The sequence below is a fragment of the Nisaea sediminum genome (genome assembly GCF_014904705.1).
Lineage (GTDB): Bacteria > Pseudomonadota > Alphaproteobacteria > Thalassobaculales > Thalassobaculaceae > Nisaea > Nisaea sediminum.
On sequence record NZ_JACZCQ010000006.1, the window covers coordinates 437,857 to 454,383 of the forward strand.

At 67.6% G+C, this 16,527-nt stretch carries 2 protein-coding genes; one reads left to right on the plus strand and one right to left on the minus strand.

Annotated elements, in window-relative coordinates:
• Positions 1-6: 6 nt before the first annotated feature.
• Positions 7-15,564: a calcium-binding protein gene (locus IG122_RS24095; protein ID WP_319024890.1), complete on the plus strand. Its 15,558-nt coding sequence runs from the start codon at positions 7-9 to the stop codon at positions 15,562-15,564.
• A gap of 51 nt (positions 15,565-15,615) precedes the next feature.
• Here the strand turns inward: IG122_RS24095 and IG122_RS14270 are convergent, their stop codons facing one another.
• On the minus strand, positions 15,616-16,287 hold the full coding sequence (locus IG122_RS14270; protein ID WP_193184608.1) for a glutathione S-transferase family protein: 672 nt from the start codon (positions 16,285-16,287) through the stop codon (positions 15,616-15,618).
• Positions 16,288-16,527 lie beyond the last annotated feature (240 nt).

A 16,527-nucleotide genomic window follows, 5' to 3' on the forward strand; every position in this document is an offset into this window, starting at 1 on the left:
TTTGGTATGGCCGAGCTTAACGGTACGAACGGGAATGATACCCTCGTCGGGACCAACGGCGCCGATACGATCGACGGCCGCGGCGGGGAGGATTCCATCGTCGGCGGCGGCGGAGACGACGTTCTTCTCGGCAGCGCCGGGGCTGAAAGCTCCATCAACGAACTTCCTTTCGACGACACGCTCGACGGCGGCACCGGCAACGATACGATGCGCGGCGGTGGCGGGAACGATACCTACGAATTCCGCATCGGCGACGGCCGCGACGAAATTCTCGACGAATATCACTTTTACCCGGAAAACCCCCTTGGCGGTCTGCAGCCGGTACAGCAAGGCAACGGCGGTTTCGACACGCTGAATTTCGGCCCGGGGATCACGCCGGACAATCTCTGGATCACGATCAGCGACGGTAATCTCTATGTCGCCGTCCTGCAGCCGGGGGTGAACCCCTTCGACTCGGAAGACATGGTGGTGATCCGGAACTGGTCGGACGCCAATCGCCGGATCGAGCAGTTCAAGTTCTCCGACGGATCCGTCTGGTCAACTCAGGATATCCTGGACAACGTCTCGGGCACCGATGGCGCCGACACGATCGAGTGGAGCGGGACCGAGAGCATCACGGTAACGTCCGGAGACGGTGCCGACTTGGTCAGCAGCGGCGCTGGCGCGGACTCGCTCGGTGGCGGCGACGGCGGCGACACGATGGCCGCGGGCGGCGGCGATGACGGTGTCTACGGCAACGAAGGCAATGACAGCCTTCTCGGTCAGGCGGGCAACGACACCGTCGAGGGCGGCGGCGGCAACGACACGGTCGACGGCGGCGAAGGCGACGACAGTCTCGAGGGCGGAGACGGCGACGACCTGATCCGCGGCTCCGGCGGCGAGCTGGGCAATATCAACGAGAATACCGGAAACGATACCCTGACCGGTGGCGCGGGGGCGGATACCCTGCGCGGCGGCGGCGGCAACGACCTCTATCAGTACGGTGTCGGTGACGGCCGTGACGAAATTCACGACGAGTATTTCCACACCCAGCTGACGCCCAGCGGCGAAATCGTGCTTTTCAGCCGCGACGAGTTCGCCGGCAACGACACCATCGCCTTCGAAGACGGCATCACGGCCGACGATCTCTGGATCAATCTGGTCGGCGACGACCTGATCGTCGGTATCCGCGACGGCGCTACGGACATTTTCGATCTCGACGACCAGATCACGATCACCGACTGGCGCGACTCCCTGAACCGGGTCGAGACGTTCCAGTTCGGCGACGGCACCCAGATGGATGTCCACGAGATGTTGCAGAACATCTCCGGCAGCGCCAGCGACGACGTCCTGAGCTGGAGCGGCCCCGAAAACACCGCGATGGACGGTGCGGGCGGCAACGATTCCATGGTTGGCGCCGGCGGAAACGATTCTCTCAGCGGCGGCGAAGGCGACGACACCATCCGGCTCGGCAACGGCGACAATCTTGGCCTCGGCGACGAGGGCAACGATGTCGTCGGCGGCGGAACCGGCCGGGATACGATCGATGGCGGCAGCGGCAACGACTATATCGACGGCGGGGACGGCGAGGATCTGCTGATCGGCGGGACCGGCGACGACACGATCCGCGGCAGCGGCGGCTCGCAGGGCACGATCAACGAGGCGGCGGCGTCCGACACGCTCTCCGGCGGCGCCGGTGATGACGAACTGCGCGGCGGCGGCGGCAACGACACCTATGTCTACCGGGCCGGCGAAGGTCACGATCAGATCCTCGACGAATATGTCTATACCGGGCGGTCCCCGCTCGGCACCGTCTATTCGCCGGTGGATATGGACGGCGGCACCGCCGATCGCCTCCAGCTGGTCGGCGACGGGATGGTCGACAACACGACCTTCTCTCTCAACGGGTCCACGCTCTATGTCGGCGTGGGAGAGAACGGCGCCGAGGACATCGCCGATTATGACGACCTGGTTCAGATCAATCGCTGGACCGAAGGCAACCGCCAGGTCGAGGATTTCGAATTCACAGACGACGGGGTGACCGTCAGCAGCGACCAGCTGCTTGACGTCTTCAACTCCATCACCGGCGGTGACGACTACATCGACGGCAGCTTCATCGGTCTCGGCATCGATGCCGGCGCCGGCAACGATACCGTGATCGGCAGCGACTATGCCGACAGGTTCGACGGCGGCAGCGGCGACGATCTCCTGAGCGGCGCCGGCGGCAACGACCTGCTCGACGGCGGCAGCGGCAGCGATACGCTCGCCGGCGGCACCGGCAGCGACACCTTTACAGGCACCCCGGCCTCGCTCGACGGCGATCTGATCGCCGATTACGAGGACCAGGATGTCGTGCGTCTGGAAAACACCCAGATCGCGGAAGGCAACGTCGCGCTGACCGCGCAGGACGGCCAGACCATTGTCGAGATCGACACCGGCAACGGCACGGGCGCCACCTTCACCCTGAACGGCGAGTTCGCCGGCGTTGAGGTTGTCCAGAACGGCGATCATTCCGAACTCCGCTTCACCACCGAGTCCCTCGACGACACGCTGATCGGCACCGATGACGACGACACGCTCAACGGCGGCGGCGGCAGCGACTATATCGACGGCGCCGGAGGCAACGATTTCCTGATCGGCGGCGACGGCAACGACACCGTCATCGGCTCCGAAGGCGACGACACGGTGATCGGCGGCGAAGGCAATGACATGCTGAGCGGTGCCGGCGGCAACGACAGCATCACCGGCGACGGCGGATCCGACACGATCCTCGCGGGCGACGGTGACGACAGCGTCGATGGCGGCTCGGAGAACGACACGCTCTCCGGCGGGGCCGGCGACGACACCATGACCGGCGGTGCGGGTGACGATCTCGTCGATGGCGGCGACGGCAACGACACACTGACCGGCGCGGACGGTGACGATACCGTGCTCGGCGGCGCGGGCGACGACACGCTCGGCGGCGGCGAAGGCAACGACTTGCTCGACGGCGGCACCGGAAACGACACGCTGACCGCCGGCGCGGGCGACGATACCGTGCTCGGCGGGGACGGCAACGATCTCGCCGAGGGCGGCGACGGGAACGATACGCTCTCCGGCGGGGCCGGCGACGACACCATGACCGGCGGCGCGGGCAATGACGTGCTCGACGGCGGCGAAGGCAACGACACGCTGACCGGCGCGGACGGCGACGATACCGTGCTCGGCGGCGCGGGCGACGACACGCTCGGCGGCGGCGAAGGCAATGACAGTCTCGACGGCGGCACCGGAAACGACACGCTCACCGCGGGCGCGGGCGACGACACCCTTCTCGGCGGAGACGGCGACGATCTCGCCGAGGGCGGCGCAGGCAACGACACGGTCGCGGGCGGCAGCGGCAACGATACCGTGCTCGGCGATGACGGCGACGATCTGGTCGATGGCGGCGACGGCGATGATGTCCTGAGCGGCGGCGCGGGCGACGATACGCTCCAGGGCGGCGACGGCCATGACAGCCTCGACGGCGGATCGGACGACGACCTGCTGATCGGCGGCGCCGGAAACGACACGCTGAACGGCAACGACGGCAACGACACGATCTTTGGCGACGGCGTCGAGGACACCGTGCTCGGCGACGACTGGAACGAATACCAGCCGGACGACAGCGTTTCGGGCGGTGCAGGCGATGACACCGTCGCGGGTGGCGACGACACCACGGCAGGCGGTGACGACACGACGGCAGGTGGCGACGACACGACCACGGGCGGCGATGACACGACGGCTGGCGGCGATGACACCACGGCTGGCGGCGATGACACGACCGCGGGCGGCGATGACACGACGGCTGGCGGTGACGACACGACCGCGGGTGGCGACGACACGACCGCGGGCGGCGATGACACGACCGCGGGCGGCGATGACACCACGGCGGGTGGTGACGACACGACGGCCGGTGGCGATGACACAACCGCGGGCGGCGATGACACGACGGCTGGCGGCGATGACACGACGGCGGGCGGTGATGACACGACCGCGGGCGGCGACGACACGACGGCCGGTGGCGATGACACCACGGCGGGTGGCGACGACACGACCGCGGGCGGCGATGACACGACGGCTGGCGGTGACGACACGACGGCGGGTGGCGACGACACGACCGCGGGCGGTGACGACACGACGGCCGGTGGCGATGACACCACGGCGGGTGGCGACGACACGACCGCGGGCGGCGATGACACGACGGCTGGCGGTGATGACACCACGGCGGGTGGCGACGACACGACCGCGGGCGGTGACGACACGACTGCGGGTGGCGACGACACGACCGCGGGTGGTGACGACACGACGGCCGGTGGCGATGACACCACGGCGGGTGGCGACGACACGACGGCGGGTGGCGATGACACCACGGTTGGTGGCGACGACACGACCGCGGGCGGCGATGACACCACGGCGGGCGGCGGCGACACGACCGCTGGCGGCGACGATACGACGGCAGGTGGTGACGGCGGCTTCGACGAGGGTGATTTCACGGTCACCGGCGGCGAAGGCGACGATACGGTTACCGGCGGCAGCGGCGACGACACGCTGAGCGGGGGCGACGACGATGACGTGATCGTTGGCGACGGCGATTCCGGCGACGGCGCGGTCGCGGCGAGCGGCGACGACGTTCTCGACGGCGGTGCCGGCAACGACATGATCTTCGGTGGCCTCGGCAACGATTCCATCGACGGCGGCACCGGCAACGACACGCTGGTCGGCGGCGACGGCGACGATTCCATGGCCGGCGGCGATGGTGACGACCTGGCGCTTGGCGATGCGGGCAACGACACAATGCTCGGCGGCGCGGGCAACGACACGCTGGTCGGTGGTGCCGGCGACGACAGAGTCGAAGGCGGCGCAGGCCAAGACCTGCTGTTCGGCAGCGCGGGCGACGATTACGTCGACGGCGGCGCCGATGACGACACCGTGCTCGGTGGCGCCGGCAACGATGAAGTGCGTGGCGGCGAAGGCGCCGACCTGCTCTATGGCGGCGACGGCGCAGACACCTTCGCAGGCACGGCCGACGAGCTGAACGGCGAGACCATCGCGGACTACAACCAGGATGCCGGCGACGTCATCCGGATCGACGGCGCGATTGTCGGCCCCGACGACTTCACCTTTGAAACCGTCGAGGGCCGGACCACGGTTTCCGTCGATACCGACGGTGACGGCAATGCCAATACGACCTTCACGGTGCTCGGCGACTACAACACCGTCACCACGACCGAGGTCAACGGCGACACGAAGCTGTTCTTCGGGAACAGCACCGTTTCGGGTGGCGACGGCAACGACACGGTTTCCGGCGGTGACGGCAACGACACCGTTTCCGGCGGCGACGGCAACGACACGGTTTCCGGCGGTGACGGCAACGACACGGTCTCCGGCGGCGACGGCAACGACACCGTTTCGGGCGGCGACGGCAACGACACCGTTTCGGGCGGCGACGGCAACGACACCGTCTCCGGCGGCGACGGCAACGACACCGTTTCGGGCGGCGACGGCAACGACACCGTTTCGGGTGGCGACGGCAACGACACGGTCGGCGGCGCGACTCCATATGACGACAGCCTGACCGGAACCGACGGCGACGACACCATCACGGGCCTTGCCGGCAACGACACGATCGATGGCGGCGACGGCAACGATCTTGTCGACGGCATGGAAGGCGACGACACCGTCACCGGCGGCGCGGGCGACGACACCGTGCTTGGCGGCGAGGGCAACGACACGCTCGGCGGCGGCCTCGGCAATGACAGCCTCGACGGCGGCACCGGCGACGACACACTGACCGCTGGCGAAGGCGACGATACGCTCGTCGGCGGCGCGGGCAACGACCGTCTCGAGGGCGGCAGTGGAAACGACAGTCTCTCCGGCGACGGCGACAGCACGGAAGCCACCGACCCGGTGGTCGAGACCGGCCGCATCGACGCCAGCAACTTCTCCTCCACCGACAGCGGCTTCCGCATCACCGCGACGCGCGCGCTGGGAGACGGCAGCCGCAGCGAGCCGAGCGTCGACAATGTGACCACGAGCTCCGACGGCCTCGGCGTCGACGGCAATACCGGCGGTCCTGGCGGTCAGCTCGGCTACGATCCGGGTCTCGGCTTCTCCGAGGAACTGATCGTCGAATTCGACAACATGGCGACCGGCGCGAGCGTCGAGATCACCCGCCTCTTCCAGAACGAGGGCAGCGGCGGCGAGCAGGGTCACTGGACGGCCTGGCGCGACGGTCAGCTGGTCGGCGAGTCCGACTTCCAGGCCGGCAGCGGCAGCTCGGTCACGCTGTCGATCGATGTCGACGGCGGCTTCGACAAGCTGGTCTTCACCGCGACCGATTACGCGAACGGTCCGAACGGCAGCAGCGACTCAAGCGACTATCTGGTCAAGAGCATCGAGTTCACCACCGAGAGCGAGGTCTCGCTCGGCGCCGACACGATCCTGGCGGAGGACGGCGACGATACCGTCGAGGCCGGATATGGTGACGACAGTGTAGACGGCGGATCCGGGAACGACCTGGTCGACGGCGGATCCGGTGACGACACGCTGCTCGGCGGCGATGGCGACGACACCATGACCGGCGGCGACGGCAACGACCTCGTCGACGGCGGCGCGGGCAACGACACGCTTACCGGTGCGGACGGCGACGATACCGTCATCGGCGGGTCCGGCGACGACACGCTCGGCGGCGGTCTCGGAGACGACAGCCTCGACGGCGGTGCGGACAACGACACTCTGACGGCCGGCGACGGTACCGACACCCTTGTCGGCGGCAGCGGCGACGACCTCCTCGAAGGCGGCGCGGGCGGCGACGAACTGACCGGCGGCGACGGGGCGGACAGCTTCGTCGGCGATCTCTCCGATCTGAACGGCGACAGCATCGCCGACTACGATGCGGCCGAAGGCGATCTCGTGATCGCGAATGCGGAATTCGGCGACGACGCGGTCACCCTCTCCCACGCGAACGGGCAGACCACGGTCACCGTCGACGCGGGCGGCGAGAGCGCGACCTTTACGGTCAACGGCGAATACAACTCCGTCACCACGACGACGGAGAACGGCGCCACCTCCATCAGCTTCTCGCCGGACGTCACCGCGACGCCGGGCGATGACAGCCTCGTCGGCACGGACGGCGACGACACCATCACCGGCCTGGCGGGCAACGACACCATCGACGGCGGTGACGGAAACGATCTCGTCGACGGCATGGACGGAAATGACACAGTCACCGGCGGCGCGGGCGACGACACCGTGCTCGGAGGCGACGGAGAAGACACGCTCGGCGGCGGCCTCGGCGATGACAGCCTCGACGGCGGCGCGGACAACGACACCCTGACGGCCGGCGCCGGCAACGACACGCTGGTCGGCGGCACGGGTGACGACATCCTGGAAGGCGGCGCGGATAACGACCGGCTTTCGGGCGGCGACGGCAGCGACAGCCTTTCGGGCGACGACGGAGATGACACGCTTTCCGGCGGCGCGGACAACGACGTCCTGGCCGGCGCTGACGGTGACGACTCGCTAGATGGCGGTACCGGCAACGACCTGCTGCAGGGCGGGGCCGGCAGCGACACGATCGAAGGCGGCGACGGCGACGATACCGTCGAGGGCGGCGAAGGAGGTGACCTGGTTCGGGGCGACGCTGGTGATGACGTTCTTCGTGGCGATGCCGGCGACGATCTCCTCGAAGGCGGCAGCGGTAACGACACGCTTGACGGCGGTGACGGCAACGATTTCCTTCTCGGCGGCGATGGTGACGACCTGGTCGACGGCGGCGAAGGCGAGGACAACCTGATCGGCGATGCCGGCGACGATACGCTTCAGGGCGGCGCGGCCGACGATAGGCTCGATGCGGGCGACGGCAACGACACGCTTGAGGGCGACGACGGCAGTGACACTCTTTCCGGCGGCGCGGGCAACGACGCGCTGGTTGGCGGCGCGGATAACGACATTCTCCAAGGCGGCACGGGCGGCGACGAACTGACTGGCGGCGACGGCGCGGACAGCTTCGTCGGCGACGTCTCGGATCTCGATGGCGACGTGATCACCGACTATGACGCCGACGAGGGCGATCTGGTTATCGCCAACGCCGAGTTCGGCGATGACGCGGTCAGCCTCGACTATGCGAACGGCCAGACCACTGTCACGATCGATGCGGGCGGCGAGCAGGCGACCTTTACGGTCAACGGCGAATATCACTCCGTTACAACCACAACGGAAAACGGCGCCACCGCCATCAGCTTCTCGCCGGACGTCACCGCGACCCCGGGCGACGACAGCCTGGTCGGCACCAGCGGCGACGACACGATCACCGGTCTAGCCGGCAATGACACCATCGACGGCGGCGACGGCAACGACTTCCTCGACGGCATGGACGGCGACGATACCGTCACCGGCGGCAATGGCGACGACACCGTGCTCGGCGGGGCCGGAAACGACACGCTCGGTGGCGGCCTCGGCGATGACAGCCTCGACGGCGGCAGCGGCGACGACATCCTGACGGCGGGCCAGGGCAACGACACACTCGACGGCGGCGACGGCAACGATCTGGTCGATGGCGGGCTCGGCGACGATACCGTCACCGGCGGCGCGGGCGACGACACCGTGCTCGGAGGTGAAGGCAACGACACGCTCGGCGGCGGAGACGGAAACGACATCCTGTCCGGCCATACCGGCGACGATGTCCTCACCGCAGGCGCGGGCGAGGACACACTGTCCGGCGGCGACGGCAACGATGTGCTCGAGGGCGGCGACGGCAATGACAGCCTCGACGGCCATACCGGCGACGACACGATGTCCGGCGACGCGGGCGACGACACGCTCTCCGCCGGCAACGGCGACGACGTGCTCGATGGCGGCAGCGGCAACGACAGCCTCGACGGCCATACCGGTAACGACTCGATGGACGGCGGCGAGGGCGACGACACGTTGGTCGCGGGCGACGGCAGCGACACGCTGGCCGGCGGTGCGGGTAATGACAACCTTGACGGCGGTACCGGAAACGACGCGCTTGCGGGCGGCGACGGCGACGACAGCCTGGTCGGCGGCAACGGCGCCGATATGCTGGATGGCGGCGCCGGCAGCGATACGCTCGAGGGCGGCGAAGGCACGGACACGCTGATCGGCGGCGCGGACGCGGACGAACTCTCCGGCGGCATCGGCGACGATGTGCTCTCGGGCGGCGACGACGACGACGTTCTCGAAGGCGGCCAGGGCAGCGACGTGCTGGCCGGCGGCGGCGGGGCGGACAGCTTCGTCGGCAGCCTGACGGACCTGAACGGCGACAGCATCACCGATTACGATCCGGAAGAGGGCGATCTGGTCATCGCCAACGCCGAATTCGACGAGAGCGCGGTCTCGCTCAGCTACGAGAACGGCGAAACCACGGTCCGGATCGATGCGGGCGGCGACGGCAGCACCGACGCCACTTTCACCCTGACCGGCGAGTTCCATTCGGTCACTGCGGTGACGGACGGCGGCAGCACCTCCCTCTCCTTCTCGCCGGACATCACCGCCTCCGAGGGCGATGACAGCCTGACCGGCACCGAGGGCGACGACACCATCACCGGACTCGGCGGCGACGACACGATCGACGGCGGCGACGGTAACGACCTGGTCGACGGCGGTGACGGAAACGACACCGTAACCGGCGGCGCAGGCGACGACACCGTGCTCGGCGGCGCGGGTGAGGACACGCTCGGCGGCGGCGACGGCAATGACAGTCTCGACGGCGGTACCGGCAACGACACGCTGACCGCGGGTGCGGGCGAGGACACGCTCGACGGCGGCAGTGGAAACGACGTGCTCGAAGGCGGCGACGGCAACGACGTCCTTTCCGGCAATGACGGCAACGACAAGCTTTCCGGCGACGCGGGCGACGACAGCCTCGAAGGCGGCGCAGGCAACGACACGCTGGTCGGCGGCACGGGCTCCGACACGCTCGCGGGCGGCGACGGGCGCGACAATCTGAACGGCGGCGAGGACGGCGACCTCTATCAGTGGAACGCCGACTCCGGCAGCGCCATCCGCCACTACCAGACCGGTGATCCGGAAAACCCGACCCTGCTCGGCGACGCGGAGAGCTTCCAGCCGACCGATCCGGGCCACGCCCAGTACGACAATTACTTCGATGATGGCGTCAATGGCGTCGACACGCTGACCGGTACGGACGGCAACGACAATATCGCCCTCGATTTCGGCGGCGAGCGCCTTGGCGGCATAGAGGTGATCGACGGCGGCGCCGGCGACGACGTGCTCGACCTCGCCAGCAACCGCTACGATTACCAGGACGCGACCCTGATCGGCGGCGACGGCAACGATGTGCTCTGGGGCAACCAGGGCGACGACTCCCTCGACGGCGGCGCCGACAATGACTGGCTCGCGGGCAATTCCGGCAACGACGCACTGGATGGCGGAGACGGCGACGACCGGCTCGACGGCAACAGCGGCGACGACAGCCTCGAGGGCGGCGCCGGTGCGGATACGCTGAACGGCGGCACCGGCACGGATACCCTCGTCGGCGGCGAAGGCCAGGATCTCTTCCGCGGCACCGCGGCCGAGCTCGACGGCGACACGCTCGAGGATTACCAGGGCGGCGAAACGGTCCGCGTGACCGATGCAAGCCTGGATGCGGACGACATCACCCTGACCGTCGCAAACGGCCGGACCACGGTCGAGATCGACGGCGGCGGCGCCGATGCCAGCTTCACCATCGACGGCGAATATCGCGGCGTCATCGCCACCGGAAACGGCGGCGGCACCGATCTCGTCTTCACCGAGGAAGTGCAGGGCCGGGTCATCATCGGCACGCCGCATTCCGACGACATCACCGGGACCGAAGGCGGCGATACCGTCTCCGCACTGCAGAGCAACGACACGGTGCATGGCGGCGAAGGCGACGACGTCGTCTACGGTAATCAGGGCAATGACAGCATCTTCGGCGAGGATGGCGACGACCTGCTGGACGGCGGCGAAGGCGGCGACGTGCTTGACGGCGGAAGCGGCAATGACACGCTCGTCGGCGATCAAGGGAACGACGCACTCAGTGGTGGCGACGGCGACGACAGCCTCGACGGTGGCAATGGCTGGGACCACATGGTCGGCGGCGACGGGAACGACACCCTTCGGGGAGGCCAGGACCATGACCAGCTGACCGGTGGCGCTGGCAACGATGTGCTCTACGGGGATCAGGGCTACGACAAGATCACTGGCGGCGAGGGCGACGATCTGATCGACGGTGGCGATCAGGATGACCGTCTTAGCGGCGATGCCGGCGAAGACACCATGATGGGCGGTGACGGAAGAGACACGATCGATGGCGGAGACGGAAACGACTCCCTCGATGGTGGCGAAGGCGACGACCATCTGTCCGCCGGCGATGGCGATGACACTGTCTATGGTGGCGGCGGCAGCGACTATCTCGTCGCGGGCAAGGGCGATGACAACGTCGATGGCGGCGACGGCAACGATTTGATCCGCGGCAATGACGGCAACGACGTGCTTTCCGGCGGCATCGGCGCGGACACGATCGACGGCGGCGATGGCGATGATGCGGTATTCGGCAATGACGGAAACGACACGCTCACCGGCGGCGACGGGAATGACATTGTCTATGGCGGCGACGGCCGCGACAGCCTCGGCGGCGGACGCGGCGACGACACGCTGGACGGCGGCACGGGCAACGACATCCTGACCGCGGGCAGCGGCAACGACCTGCTCCGGGGCGGCGACGGAAACGACTGGATCGAAGGCGAATCCGGCAGCGATACCCTCGAGGGCGGCGCGGGCGCGGACACCTTCTTCGGCACGCTCTCCGAACTCGATGGCGACACGCTGGCCGACTACAGTGCCGAAGACGGCGACCTGGTGATCGCCAATTGCCGCTTCGACGAGGACGACGTCACGCTGACGGTCGAGAACGGGAACACCACGGTCTCGATCGACACCAACGGCAATGGCCGTCCGGAAGCGGTCTTCACCATGACCGGCGTCTTCACCGCGGTCGAAACCTCCTACGCCTACGGCAAGACGACGATGAGCTTCACCGCGGCGGAGCCGGCAGAGCTCTCCGCGACCGAAGGCGACGACAGCCTCAGCGGCAACATGCTCGACGACACGATCGACGGGCTCGGCGGCAACGACACGATCGACGGCGGCGACGGCAACGACCTGCTGTCCGGCGGTGCGGGCAACGATACTGTCACCGGCGCGGCCGGCGACGATACGGTGCTCGGTAACGCGGGCGACGACACGCTCGGCGGCGGTACCGGAAACGATCTGCTCGACGGCGGCACAGGCAACGACACGCTGACTGCCGGCGCCGGTGAGGACACGCTGAGCGGCGGCCTCGGCAGCGACCGTCTCGAAGGCGGCGATGGCAACGATACGCTCTATGGCGACGGCGCGACCGCGGCCGCCGGCGAGCCCGAGACCATCCGCATCGACAGCTCCAACTTCGGCGAGACCGGCAGCGGCTTTACCGTGACCGCGACCCGCGCGCTGGAGAACGGCAGCCAGAGCGATGCCAGCGTCGACAATATCGTCGTAGAACGCGACGCGCTCGGCGTCGAAGGCACGATGACCCCGGGCGGAATCCCGGACCAGCTCGGCTACGACCCGGCGCTCGGCTTCTCCGAGGAGCTGATCGTCGATTTCGACGACATCGCCAACGGCGCGTCTGTCGAAATCCTCCGGCTGTTCTCCAACGAGGGGAACGGCGGCGAGCAGGGTCACTGGGCGGCCTATCGCGACGGACAGCTGGTCGGCGAGGCGGACTTCACCGCGGCGAGCGGCGACGAGACCACCGTCTCCATCAATGTGGACGGCGGCTTCGACAGGCTGGTCTTCTCCGCGACCGACTATGCGGGCGGCGACGACGGCAACGCACATGACAGCAGCGACTATCTGATCCGGAGCATTGAGGTCACCACCGACCCGACCGCCTCGGCTGCGGCCGACGACACCCTGATCGGCGGCGACGGGGACGATTACGCCGCCGGCCAGCAGGGCAACGACGTGATCGATGGCGGCGCGGGCAACGATCGGCTGGAAGGCGGCGACGGCAACGACACCTTGATCGGCGGCGATGCGGATACGACCGAGCAGCTCGGTGCGGAGCTGATCGTCAACGGCGACTTCGAGAACCTGCCCGGCTCCCTGCAGCACGGAAACTGGGGAACCTTCACAGCGGTCGACGGCTGGACCGCCGAGGACCTCACCCCGACAACGGGCGGCACGGCGCCGATCGAGATCCAGCGCGGCGTGCTCGACGGCGCACCGGAACAGCCGGACGACTGGGCGGACGACAACCACGTCGCCGAGCTCGACAGCCACCCGGAGAACGGCGGTACTTCCGGCGATACCAATGTGCTGATGGCGCAGACGGTCCAGGTGGCCGATGACGGCGAATTCCGCTTCAGCTTCGATTTCGCGGCCCGCGAGCGCGGCGGCCAGATCTCCGAGACCAGCGAGCTGACGGTCTGGGTCGACGGTCAGAAGGTTCTGGAAATCGACGACGCCGCCAAGGAATGGACACATCAGACGCTGACCGTCAGCCTGACGGCGGGCGCCCACGTGATCGCCTTCAGCGGCGGCGACGCCGACGGCACCTCGGACCAGTACGGCGCGTTGATCGACAATGTCTCGCTGCGCCAGATCATGGATGCCGAGCCGAACGACACGCTCGTCGGCGGTGACGGTGACGACGTGCTCTCCGGCGGGACCGGCGCGGACGTGCTCAGCGGCGGCAGCGGCAGCGACATCTTCCGCGGTTCGGCGGCGGAACTCGAAGGCGACCGGATCGAGGATTATTCCGACGGCGACTCCATCGTCCTGACCGGGGTCGAGCTCGGCGACGGCGATGTCAGCCTGATGGCCGACGGCGCGAACACCCGCGTCTGGCTCGACACCGACAAGGACGGCGTGCCGGATACCTCCTTCCTGCTGACCGGTTCGTTCGAGAGCGTCACGGTCTCCGGCAACGGCGATACCACCCTCACCTTCTCGGCGGAAGCTGTCGAGGAGGAGCCGGAGGATGACGCGATCACCGGCACCGCGGGCGACGATGTCCTGACGGCGACGGAAGAGGACGATGTGCTCGACGGCCTCGCCGGAAACGACACGATCGACGGCCTCGGCGGCAATGACGTGATCTATGGCGGCGACGGAAGCGACCGGGTCACCGGCGGCAGCGGCGCGGACAGCCTGCATGGCGGCGACGGCAGCGACAGCCTCTATGCCGACAGCGACGATGCGGTGATCGACGGCGGTGCCGGCTTCGACCGGGCCTTCATCGACATTCGCGAAGCGCGCAGCGGCGCCGACTTCCAGAATGTCGAGCAGATCGAGCTGACCTCGAACGCGGGTTGGGAGTCCGGCCACAGGCTTCTGGCCGCGACCGATCTCGACGGCGACGGCGACGACGACATGCTGTGGCACAATGCCTCCACCGGCCGCGTCATGGCCTGGGAGATGGAAGGCTCGGTCAGCGTCGAGCGCAGCTTCATCGGCAATCTCGACGGCAACTGGACGGTCGAGGCGATCGAAGACTTCAACGGCGACGGCACGAAGGATCTGCTGATCCGCAACGGCGCCAACGACGCGGTCTCGGTCTGGGAGATGGACGGTATCTCGCAGCCGTCCAAGGGCTTCTCCGGCTTCCTCGGCAACGATTGGGAAATCCTCGGCACCGGCGATTTCGACGGCAACGGCAAGATGGACTTCATCGCCCGCAACACCGCGAACGATGCCGCTTCCGTCTGGCGCATGGACGGCGCGACCCCGGTCGAGAAGAGCTTCGCCGGCACGATCGGCACCGACGAGACGCTGGAAGCGGTGGCCGACTTCAACGGCGACGGCAAGGACGATCTGCTGATCCGCAACGGCAGCGACAATTCCGTCTCGGTCTGGGAAATGAACGGCGGCACCGCCTCCGCGAAGAACTTTGCCGGCAATCTCGGCGCCGACTGGAAGGTCGAGCATGTCTCCGACCTAAACGGGGACGGCACCGACGACCTGTTCCTGCGCAACGGCACGGACGGCACCGTCTCGGTCTGGGAAATGAACGGCGGCGTCGCCTCGAACAAGGGCTATGTCGGATCGCTGAGTTCCAGCTGGTCGATCGAGGGCTTCGCCGACTTCAACGGCGACGGCAAGGACGACATGCTGGCCCGCAACGGCACCACCGGCGCGGTCACGGTCTGGGAGATGGACGGCACAACCCGTCTGAACGCAGGCTATGCCGGCGACCTTTCCGGCGACTGGACGATCCGCGGCATGGCCGACTTCAACGGCGACGGCAAGGCCGATATCCTGGCCGAGAACACCTCGAGCGGCGCGGTCTCGGTCTGGGAGATGGACGGGGCGCAGGCGATCTCGAAGACTTACGTGAAGAGCCTTGGCGCGGGCGAGTCGATCACCGCCATCACCGACGTCAACGGCGACGGCCAGGCCGACATCCAGGTGACCAATGCCAACACAAACGGCATCGCTTTCTGGGAAATGGACGAGGGCGAGCTGAAGCGCGCGGTCTATGGCGGCCACTATTACGTGGACACTCAGTTCATCTGATCTTCAGCGACGGAACGGGGCCCGGCGGTCCCGTCCGGTCATCCCGATCATCTATCCCGCCACATGCATGTCCGGATCCCGGACCGCCTCGAAGCTCGGGCGCGCCGAAATCACTCCGTAGTAGCGCGCGATGTTCGGGGTCAGCACATCCGTGCCGCGCAGCAAAGCCCAGCGATGCACCCGGATGGTCATCGGAATGTCGCCGTAGCTCCAGGAATCGTCGGCGATATGCCGGGTGCGTCCGAGCTGCTCCTCGACGAGGTTCCAGGTCTTTTCGAGCCGCTCCAGAGATTGCTGCGCAACCCCTGGATCGCGCTCGGACAGGGGCAGCCGGATCGTGTGTTTCACCAGATTGTGCATCGGCGGGATCAGTTCATTATTCTCCCACATGATCCAGCGCGCCGCCGACGCGAAGCGCCTTATGTCATTGCCGTAGAATCCGGCAGGGTCGTAGGTCATGGCGAGATATTGCAGGATCGCGTTCGACTCCCAGAGCACGAACCCGCCGTCCCGGATCGTCGGCACGGTGCCGTTCGGATTCATCGCCCGGTATTCCGGCGTATCGACGACCCCGAAGGCCCGGTTTCCCTTGGCCACATGCCCGTCGGCCCCCATCGTCGCGCTGGCCAGAGTCAGCTTGTAGGGCAGTCCGAGTTCCGCCAGCGCCAGCAGGACCTTCTGCGTGCGGGCCGATGTCGGCCTGCCCCAGAGTTCGATCGTCATGCACGTTCTCCCAGATGATCGAGTTCGTCACCGGCCTCGAAGCGCTCTCTCGCGCCGCCCCGGCTCCGGATTTTCACGCATTCCGGATGCGTCGCGCACCGGTGCCGCCGAATGTTGCACGCAAGGCCGTGCCGTGGAACGTCCAGTGGTGTCGGCCGCAATATTTCCTATTCCCACGGCGTAAAAATTTAACACCCGGCAAAAAACTAACTAAATTTTAGAGGTTAAGGTCTACCGTCG

What these genes read in the sequence shown, in the direction of transcription:
- IG122_RS24095 (WP_319024890.1), top strand. Translation starts at nt 7, where the DNA reads ATGGCCGAGCTTAACGGTACGAACGGGAATGATACCCTCGTCGGGACC.
- IG122_RS14270 (WP_193184608.1), bottom strand. Translation starts at nt 16,287, where the DNA reads ATGACGATCGAACTCTGGGGCAGGCCGACATCGGCCCGCACGCAGAAG.